The organism is Pantoea eucrina (genome assembly GCF_001691555.1).
Classification (GTDB): Bacteria; Pseudomonadota; Gammaproteobacteria; order Enterobacterales; family Enterobacteriaceae; genus Pantoea; species Pantoea borealis.
The window spans coordinates 1223196-1232671 of the sequence record NZ_MAYN01000008.1 but is presented as its reverse complement, the minus strand read 5'-3'; the positions used below and the strand labels follow the sequence as shown (position 1 = coordinate 1232671).

General features: G+C 58.6%; 7 protein-coding genes and 1 pseudogene. 3 read left to right on the top strand and 5 right to left on the bottom strand.

Features of this window, described 5'->3' with window-relative positions:
• Nucleotides 1-99: 99 nt before the first annotated feature.
• Nucleotides 100-804: pseudogene (locus BBA90_RS11955) on the bottom strand (M20/M25/M40 family metallo-hydrolase); the annotation flags it as partial.
• A gap of 146 nt (nt 805-950) precedes the next feature.
• On the opposite strand from BBA90_RS11955, the gene BBA90_RS11950 reads away from it, so the two are divergent.
• Nucleotides 951-1865: a LysR family transcriptional regulator gene (locus tag BBA90_RS11950; protein WP_065649332.1), complete on the top strand. Its 915-nt coding sequence runs from the start codon at nt 951-953 to the stop codon at nt 1863-1865.
• Here BBA90_RS11950 and BBA90_RS11945 read toward each other — a convergent pair.
• A complete protein-coding gene (locus tag BBA90_RS11945; RefSeq protein ID WP_206099910.1) occupies nt 1855-3441 on the bottom strand; it encodes an ABC transporter substrate-binding protein in 1587 nt (528 codons plus the stop codon). The genes BBA90_RS11950 and BBA90_RS11945 overlap by 11 nt on opposite strands.
• A 124-nt stretch (nt 3442-3565) precedes the next feature.
• Between BBA90_RS11945 and pepT the strand changes: the two genes are divergently transcribed.
• Complete coding sequence (gene pepT / locus BBA90_RS11940; RefSeq protein ID WP_065649330.1) at nt 3566-4798, top strand: peptidase T; 1233 nt, start codon at nt 3566-3568, stop codon at nt 4796-4798.
• A gap of 33 nt (nt 4799-4831) precedes the next feature.
• On the opposite strand, the gene BBA90_RS11935 is transcribed toward pepT, so the two are convergent.
• Nucleotides 4832-5617 (bottom strand): transporter substrate-binding domain-containing protein, encoded by a 786-nt coding sequence (locus BBA90_RS11935; protein ID WP_065649329.1) that lies wholly within the window; start codon nt 5615-5617, stop codon nt 4832-4834.
• Nucleotides 5618-5630: 13 nt separating this feature from the next.
• Nucleotides 5631-6797, bottom strand: a complete 1167-nt coding sequence (locus BBA90_RS11930) for a methionine aminotransferase (RefSeq protein WP_065649328.1) — start codon at nt 6795-6797, stop codon at nt 5631-5633.
• 128 nt (nt 6798-6925) lie between these two features.
• Here BBA90_RS11930 and BBA90_RS11925 point away from each other — a divergent pair, with 128 nt between their 5' ends.
• Nucleotides 6926-7768, top strand: coding sequence for a LysR substrate-binding domain-containing protein (locus BBA90_RS11925; RefSeq protein WP_065649327.1), 843 nt, complete (start codon nt 6926-6928; stop codon nt 7766-7768).
• Here BBA90_RS11925 and BBA90_RS11920 read toward each other — a convergent pair.
• Nucleotides 7765-9435 (bottom strand): methyl-accepting chemotaxis protein, encoded by a 1671-nt coding sequence (locus tag BBA90_RS11920; protein WP_065649326.1) that lies wholly within the window; start codon nt 9433-9435, stop codon nt 7765-7767. The two genes, BBA90_RS11925 and BBA90_RS11920, sit on opposite strands and share 4 nt — an antisense overlap.
• Nucleotides 9436-9476: the final 41 nt, after the last annotated feature.

The window sequence follows — 9476 nt, the reverse complement described above, 5'->3', positions numbered from 1 at the left end:
CCCGGCGAGCTGATCTCCTCGCCCATTTCAAACAGCAGCTTGCAGTTAAAGCCGAGCCGACCGCCCCGCGCGTACCAGACCTGCTCCAGCGCCGCCAGATGTGCCAGGGTTACTCAGCAACCCGCCCCAGTTACCGGAGTGGCAGGCGTTTTCGCGGGCGTTAAGGGTGAGGCGAAAGTTCACCGCGCCGCGTGAACCGAGAAACAGCGTCGGACGAGGGGCGCTGACGCGCGGTCCGTCTGACGCGATAAAGAGATCCGCTTTCAGCAGCGCAGCCTGTTCCCGGCAGAGTTCCGCCAGGCCCGGCGAGCTGATCTCCTCGCCCATTTCAAACAGCAGCTTGCAGTTAAAGCCGAGCCGACCGCCCCGCGCGTACCAGACCTGCTCCAGCGCCGCCAGATTTATGCAGTGCTGGCCTTTATTATCGGCGCTGCCGCGCGCATACCAGCGTTCACCTTCAGCCGTCAGCTGCCACGGCTCCAGACCGGCACGCCAGTTTTCGTCGTCACCAAAGACCACATCACCATGGCCATAGCTCAGCAGCGTGGGCAGCGCTGCATCTTCCATACGTACGGCTACCAGGAACGGCGGCTTGTCCGCCAGCGGATTCGCGATAAAGTGCAGCTCAAAGCCCAGGGCGCTCAGCTGCGGGCCTATCTCCTCGCGCAAATAATGCGCCAGCTGCGGCGCACGATCCGGCCGCTGACTCTCCGTACGCAGCGCCACGCGTCTTGCCAGCAGCTGCTGAAACTCACCGCTGTCGAAATAGCGCAGCGCGGCGGATATCGCCCGATCTCGTGTCATGTTTGCATCTCTGTTTTGTATTATTGTGCTGACATCTTTACGAAATGACTGCTTTGCCACAATGATCAATTTATCGAGTATGCTTTGCTTTCAGAGCAACGCCTGCCTGCCCGTTTCTGAGGCATGCACTATCATGAGGCACGTTGATGTTAAGCACTGAACTCCGCTATTTTCTGATGGTTGCCCGGGAAGGATCGCTCAGCGCCGCCAGCGCGCAGCTCTATGTGGCGGTATCTGCCATCAGCCGGCAGATACAGCGGCTGGAAGCAGAAGTAGGCACGCCACTGTTTCAGCGTCACGCGCGCGGGATGGTACTGACAGAGGCAGGCGAAATTTTTGCGCATCACGTTCGCAAAACGCAGCTCGATATGGAGTATGCCCTGGCAGAAATCAACGGATTACGCGCTATACGTCGCACGCTGATCCGTGTCGCCTGTACCGATGGACTGGCGTTCAGCCTGCTGCCGGCGCTGATCGCCGCCTTTCGTGCCGAGTATCCCGCAACGCTGTTTGAGGTACAGGTGGCAGACGCCCAGGGCGTGGCAGAGCGGCTGCGTCAGGGGGCATGCGATATCGCGCTGCAGTTCAGTCTGCGTGCTGAACAGGGGGTAGAGGTTATCGGCTCCTGGCCTGCGCCGGTATTGCTGCTGATGCAGCAGCAGCACCCGCTGGCTGCAGCACCGGCTATTACGCTGGCGCAGCTCAGCCACTATCCGCTGGCGCTGCCGCAGCAAAACACCACCGTACGCCAGCTGTTTGAACTGGCGAGTCATATGAGCGGCCAGCTGATTGAACCGGTGTTAACCTGCGACAACTTCTCAGCGCTGTTTAACTTTCTGCTGCAGACGCCGCAGGCGGTGACCATCTGCAGCGCGTTTACCGTACGCGGCCAGACCGGACGGCATCAGCTGGCCCTGCGGAGTATCAATATCGAGCAGCTCAGCCAGCGTACGCTTCAGCTGCAGGCACAGTCAGGGCGGCCCCGCAGCGCCGCCCTGTCTCTGTTTCTGACTTTTCTTCAGCAGCAGCTGAGCGCAGACGATCCCGCGCTTACTGCTTGATATCGACCGGATAGAAGTTGTGCTTGCCAAACGGATCGACCTGATAGCCGCTGACCGACTTGCGCACGGGTTCAAAAATCGTTGAGTGAGCAATCATTACCGCCGGCATCTGGTCATGCATCATCTGCTGCGCTTCCTGATAGAGCGCCACGCGCCGGTCATGATTCTGCTCTGCCCGCGCGGCGGTAATGATCTTTTCAAACGGCTGATAACACCACTTTGAGGAGTTGGAGCCGCCGTTTGCTGAAGTGCAGCTGTAAAGCGGGCCAAAGAAGTTGTCCGGATCGCCGGTGGCGGTGGTCCATCCCATCAGCGCCGCCTGATGCTCACCGCCCTTCACCCGTTTGAGATATTCGCCCCACTCATAGCTGACGACGGTGGCTTTAATGCCCACCTGCGCCCAGTCAGCCTGAATCATCTCGGCCATGCGCCGCGCGTTCGGATTATAGGGGCGCTGCACCGGCATCGCCCACAGCGCAATCTCAGTGCCGGGTTTGATGCCCGCCTCCTGCAGCAGCGCTTTAGCCCGTTGCGGATCGTATGCGTAATCTTTCAGCTGCTGATCGGCGCTCCAGACGCCCGGCGGCAGAATATTTTTCGCCACCGTGCCGGTGCCTTTGAAGATGGCGTCAATAATCGCCTGTTTATTAATGGCCATTGCCAGCGCCTGGCGCACCTTCACATTATCCAGCGGCGCTTTCGTCGTGTTAAACGAGAGAAAACCGGTGTTCAGGCCCGATTTCTGCTCCAGCGTCAGGTCGGGGTTGTTGCGCATCTTATCGAGATCGGCCGGATTCGGAAACGGCATGACCTGGCACTCATTCTTCTCCAGCTTCGCCAGACGTACCGAAGCGTCCGGCGTGATCGAGAACACCAGCCGATCCAGTTTCGCTTTGCCCTGCCAGTAAGCCGGGAACGCCTTATACAGAATGCGTGAATCTTTCTGATACTGCACCAGCTCAAACGGGCCGGTGCCGATCGGCTGCATATCCACCTTTTCCGGCGTGCCGGCTTTCAGCATCTTGTCAGCATACTCAGCTGAATGAATGGAGGCGAAATACCAGGCCAGATCGGCGAGAAAAGGCGCTTCCGGATGCGCCAGCGTGATACGCACGGTGTAATCATCTACGCGGTCAATGGCGGTGATCAGTTTTGCCAGCTCCAGGCTCTCAAAGTTGGCGTAATTGCCGCCAGAGACCGTGTGATAGGGATTTTTTGCATCCATCTGCCGCATAAAGGAAAATATTACGTCATCCGCGTTGAAGTCGCGTCCTGGCGTGAAGAGCTTGTTGCTGTGAAACTTCACGCCCTTGCGCAGATGGAAAGTATAAACCCGGCCATCGGGGCTGATCTCCCAGCGCTCTGCCAGCGCAGGCTGCAGATCGGTGGTGCCGGGCCGGAAATCCACCAGCCGGTCAAACAGCGGCACGGCACTGGCATCCACGCTGGTGCCGGAGGTATACAGCTGCGGGTTAAAGTTTTCCGGCGATCCTTCTGAACAGTAAACCAGCGTCTTCGCTGACACACTGCCCGCTACAGCCACACCCAGCAGGCTCAGCGCCAGTTTGCTCATCATCATTTTCATGCTGTTTCTCGCTTTTTATTGACTTATGTTGGTCTGCATCGCTATTTATTTCATTGATAACATGTTTTCACCGTCAGGCGTATCACCTGCGGTCCGTTACTGATAAGGAATTGTGATGACAGACAAGCTTGCCCGGGAACTGACCCAACGGTTTTATCGTTATCTGGCGGTCTCCAGCCAGAGCGATGCGAAATCCGCTACCCTGCCCAGTACGCCTTCTCAGCATGAGATGGCTGCACTGCTGGCACAGGAGTTGCGCGATATGGGGCTGCAGCAGGTTGAGATTGACCTGCACGCCACCGTAACCGCCGTGAAGCCCGGCAACACGCCAGGCGCGCCACGCATCGGTTTTATTACCCATATCGATACCGTGGATGTGGGCCTCTCGCCCGATATTCACCCGCAGACGCTGACGTTTACCGGCGACGATCTCTGCCTTAATGCTGAGCAGCAAATCTGGCTGCGCGTGGCGGAACACCCGGAGATCCTGCCTTACCGCGGTCAGGAGATTATTTTCAGCGACGGTACCAGCGTGCTGGGCGCAGACAACAAAGCAGCGGTGAGCGTGGTGATGACGCTGATGGCGAATCTGCAGGGTGCGCACGGTGATGTGGTGGTGGCGTTTGTTCCGGACGAAGAGATTGGGCTGCGCGGTGCAAAAGCGCTGGATCTGGAACAGCGCTTTAACGTGGATTTTGCCTGGACCATCGACTGCTGTGAGCTGGGGGAAGTGGTCTATGAGTGCTTCAACGGGGCCAGCGCTGAACTGGTGTTCACCGGCGTGCCGGCGCATCCGATGTCAGGCAAAGGAGTGCTGGTTAATCCGCTGCTGATGGCGCATGACTTTATCAGCTGTTTTGACCGTCAGGCGACCCCGGAACACACTGAGGGACGTGAAGGCTATATCTGGTTTAATGAGATGCAGGCGAACGCCAGTCAGGCGGTACTGAAAGCCTCTATTCGTGATTTCGATCTGCAGGGGTTTGCCGCGAAGAAACAGCAGCTGGCGACGGTTGCTGAACAGATCACTGCCCGCTATCCCACCGGCAAAGTTTCGCTGATTATCAGCGATATTTACAGCAATATCAGCAATGCGATTGGCGAAGATCGCCGCGCGATTGATCTGCTGTTTGCCGCGCTGGCGCAGGCTGGCGTCACGCCGAAAGTGATCCCGATGCGCGGTGGCACCGATGGCTCTGCCCTGTCAGCGAAAGGGTTGCTGACGCCTAACTTCTTTACCGGCGCGCATAATTTCCACTCGCGCTTTGAGTTTCTGCCGATCCCTTCGTTTGTAAAATCGTATCAGGTCGCAGAAGCGCTCTGCGCGCTGGCTGCTAAACCGGTCTGACGGGGCGCAGGCGTTGCGCCTGCACCCTCTTCATCAGGGCTGTTTACTGGCGGTCACGTCGATGCCGGGGAAGTATTTGGCTGCCAGCCGGGTCACGGTACCGTCTGCCTGCACCGTGCTGATAGCCTCATCCAGCGCCGTTTTCAGCTGGCTGTCGCCTTTGCGCAGCCCATAACCGATGCCGGTGCCCAGGATGGCGTCATCCTCAACCGGTCCGCCGGCAAAGGCAAACCCTTTTCCCTGCGGCTTATCGAGAAAGCCGGATTGCCCGGCAGCGGACATCACCAGCGTGCCGTCCAGACGGCCGGCGACCATATCGTTATAAACCTGATTCTGATCCTGATAGGAGGTTACGGTAACCCCCTGAGGTTCCCAGTGCTTTTTCGCATAGGTTTCCTGAATAGAGCCCTGCAGCACGCCGACAGATTTGCCTTTTAGCGCCTCCGCGGTGGGCTGCAGCTTTTCGCCCGCTTTCACAATCAGCATGCTGGGGATGCGGTATATCGGTTTAGTGAAATCGATGCTTTTTGCCCGCGCTTCGGTGATATTCATGGCGGAGTTGATCGCATCAAATTTTTTCGCCTGCAGCGCCGGGATCAGCGCGTCGAAGCTGCTCTCCACCCAGCTGCAGCTGAAGTGGCCGGTTTTACAGATGGCGTTACCCAGCTCTATATCAAAGCCTTCCAGCTCACCGTGCGCATTGCGGCTCTCAAACGGCGGGTATTGTGACTCCACGCCATAGCGCAGACTGGTCTGAGCCAGCGTCTGTGCCGATGCGATCATGCCCAGTGCAATAAACAGCGCGTTCAGTTTTTTCATTATGTGTCCTCTTTTACCCTGTAACCCGGCAGAGCGCAGCCGCGCCCGCCTCAAGTGTGGCGTCATCTTTTGCAAACGAAAGCCGAATTAATTGGTTATCGGTGCCATCTGAATAAAACGCTGAGAGCGGAATGGTCGCCACGCCGTAATCAACGATGAGACGTTTTACCATTTCGCTGTCGCTCTCGTCACTGAAATCGCGAAAGCTCGCCAGCATAAAAAAGGATCCGCTGGCAGGCAGCAGCCTGAACGGTGACGCCTGCAGCAGCGTGGCCAGCCGATCGCGCTTTGCCTGATAGAGCGCAGCAAGCTGCAGATAGTGTTCCGGCTGCGAGAGGTAGCGGGCAAATCCCACCTGCATGGGGGTATCTGCCGCATACATCATGAACTGATGGATCTTGACGATTTCTGCCATGATCGCGGCCGGTGCCAGCGCGTAGCCAACCCGCCAGCCGGTGACGTGAAAGGTTTTGCCGAACGACGAGACGATAACGCTGCGCTGCGCCAGCTCCGGATGCGTCGCCATACCGCAATGCTGACGACCGTCAAACAGAACATGCTCATACACCTCATCTGACAGCACGATGATGCCGGTGTTGCGCGTCAGCTGCGCCAGCGCGCTAAGATCGGCAGGCGTCAGCACCTGTCCTGTCGGATTATGCGGGGTGTTGATGATAATCATGCGGGTACGGGAGGAGAGACTGGCGCGCACCGCCTCCCAGTTAATGGCAAAATCGGGCTGCTGCAGCTTTATTCCCACCGGCGTGGCACCCTGCAACCGCACGACCGGCGCATAGCTGTCAAATGCCGGCTCGAAAAAAATCACCTCATCGCCTGCGTGCACCAGGGCTGAAATCGCCATATAGAGCCCCTGGCTGGCGCTGCCGGTGATCAGCACTTCACTGTCAGGGTCATAATGCTGGCCATAAAGCGTCTGCACTTTTTCCGCCAGCGCATTTTTCAGCGCCGGCAGGCCGGTCATCGGCGCATATTGATTGTGGCCGTCGCGCATCGCCTGCGCCACCTGCTCCACCAGCAGCGGATCGCAGGGAAAATTGGGCGCCCCCTGCGACAGATTAATCGCCTGATGGCGGGCCGAGAGCTGACCAATCACGCTAAAAATCGTGGTGCCCACATCAGGCTGTTTTGAGTGAAGGGAAACTGGCGTGGTGATGCTCATGGCTGCGGCCTCGCTGACTGACAGAGTAAGATGAATAGATCAGATCGTTATTCAACGCACAGCGCCTTGAGGCGACAAGCGAATTGTCGTCATAATAGCCATGAGAAAATTGCATAGCTGAGGATGTTATGGCGTGTTCTGCACCCCCACTGAATGCGATCAACGCGTTTCTGGTTACGGCCCGCTGTCTTAATCTGACGCACGCGGCGCGCGAGCTGTGCCTGACGCAGAGTGCGGTAAGCCGTAAAATTGCTGCGCTGGAAAACTGGCTGGGCTTTGCGCTGTTTCAGCGCCATGCGCGGGGCCTGCGACTGACTGAACGCGGCGCGGCGCTGCTGCCGGAACTGCAACAGAGCTATCAGCAGCTGCTGACGGTCACGGAACGGGCGCGCCAGCCGTCGCAGACGCTGCGGCTAAAAGCGCCCAGCTGCATTATGCGCTGGCTGCTCCCCCGTCTGATTGCGTTCGAACAGCGCTATCCGGCGACGCATGTTGCGCTGACCACGACCCATGAACATGTTTCTCAGCTGGAGGAGTTTGATGCGGCGATTGTTTACGGGCCGCCGCCGCCTGATGCGCTGCGGCTGTTCGATGAGCGTCTGACGCCGGTGCTGGCTGCCGGAATGACGATCCCGCAGCAACCTGAAGAGATGAGCGCGCTGACGTTTCTGCACCCGACGCCTGACCGGCGTGACTGGCAGCACTGGCTGCAGCAGCAGCGGGTTAACCTGGTGATGCAGCGTAATCAGCATTTTGCCACCATGGATCTCGCTATCAGTGCGGCAATACAGGGGTTTGGTATTACGGTAGCGGATATCACGCTTATCGAAAGCGATCTGCTGGCGCAGCGGCTGGTGACGCCGTTCCCCGGCAGCGTGGCAACCGGGGCAGCGTATAGTTTACTGCAGCGTCAGGATGCGCGCACCCCGCCGCTGCTCACTGAACTGGTGTCGTGGCTCAGCGCGTCCTAAAACGCGACCCACTCCTCACTGACCGCGGGTTTCCCCGCCGGGGCAGCTCCAGCCAGCGCCGGACGACGCAGCGGAGCAGCGGAAACCGGCGGCGCATGATGAACCGGCGCACCCGCAGAGAGACGGAAACGCGCAACGGAGAGCTGCAGCGCTTCCGTCTGCCGTTCGAGCGCGCTCGCCGCCGCTGAGACCTGCTCAACCAGCGAGGCGTTCTGCTGCGTCACGCTGTCCATCTCCGTAACCGCGGTGCCGACCTGCGAAATCCCTTTGCTCTGCTCTTCGGAGGCCGCGGCGATCTGCTTCATAATTTCGCTGACATCCTGTACGGACGTCAGGATCTGATCCATGGTGGTGCCGGCGCTGCTCACCAGCGCAGACCCTTTGTCCACCCGCTCCACCGAGTCGGCAATCAGGCTGGCAATCTCTTTCGCTGCTCCGGCACTGCGCTGCGCCAGATTACGCACCTCGCTGGCCACCACGGCAAAACCGCGGCCCTGCTCACCGGCACGCGCCGCTTCGACGGCCGCATTAAGCGCCAGGATATTGGTCTGGAAAGCGATGCTGTTTATAACGCTGGTGATTTCAGCAATTTTTTTCGAGCTGCCGGAAATGCCCTGCATCGTGGTAACAACATCGCCCACCAGCTGCCCTCCCTGCCGGGCCGTTCCGGTTGCGGTTTCTGCCAGCGCGCTGGCCTGACGGGCATTATCAGCGTTGAATTTCACCGTAGCGGTGAGTTGCTCCATGCTGGCGGCAGTCTGTTCCAGCGCGGCCGCCTGCTCTTCGGTGCGCGAAGAGAGGTCATTGTTGCCGGCAGAGATTTCCGACGCGCCGCGATAGATATTTTCTGTACCGCTGCGGATGGCGCTGACGGCCTCACGCAGACTCTCCTGCATGGCGCGCAGCAGCGGTATCAGTTTGCCCACGCAGTTGCGGCCAAAATCCTCCATTGGCTGACTGAGATCGCCCTGCGCAATCAGCGTAAAGTGATCGCGGATGCGCTCCAGCGGTTTAACCAGCGTGCTCACCAGATACCGGTCGGTAAAGAGCAGGATCAGCAGACCTGCCACCACCGCAATAACAATAATGACTTTGGTGACGCCGGTCAGCCGGTCTACCGTAACCCGGGTTGCATCCAGTTTACTGCCGGCAGACTGATTGAAAGTTTCGGCAGTGGCACCAAATGCGCGACTCAGCGCCGGCGTCACGCCGGTCGCCTGCGCTTTATACGCCTCCGGCGTGCCCTGTTTTGCCAGCGCGACCTGCGGCGCTATCCCCTCATCCAGCAGTTTCTGCCAGCTGTTAATCACATCCTCTGCCGTTGCCGGATCCATCGGACCGGGTGCCATCGCTTTGAACTGTTCCAGCTGCGCTTTCATGCTGCTCAGCGCCTGCTCAACGGGAGCAAAAGCCTCTGCGCTGATCGCCAGGTCTGCTGTACGGCTCTCCATGACGCGCGACAGACGCGTTACTACCCGAAAATATTGATCGTTGCCTTTGCTCAGCACCGTCATCTGATTCACCAGCTGGCGATCGACCTCATTGCCTTTCCCCAGCGCATTCAATGCGTAAACGCTGAATAAGCCGACGCCGCACCACAACAGGCAAAACAGCCCGAGCAGCGTCAGCAATACCGCGCGAATCGTAAAATTTTTAAAAATACCCATACCTGTTCCCCTGGATTGATACGCGTTATTGCCCGATAAAA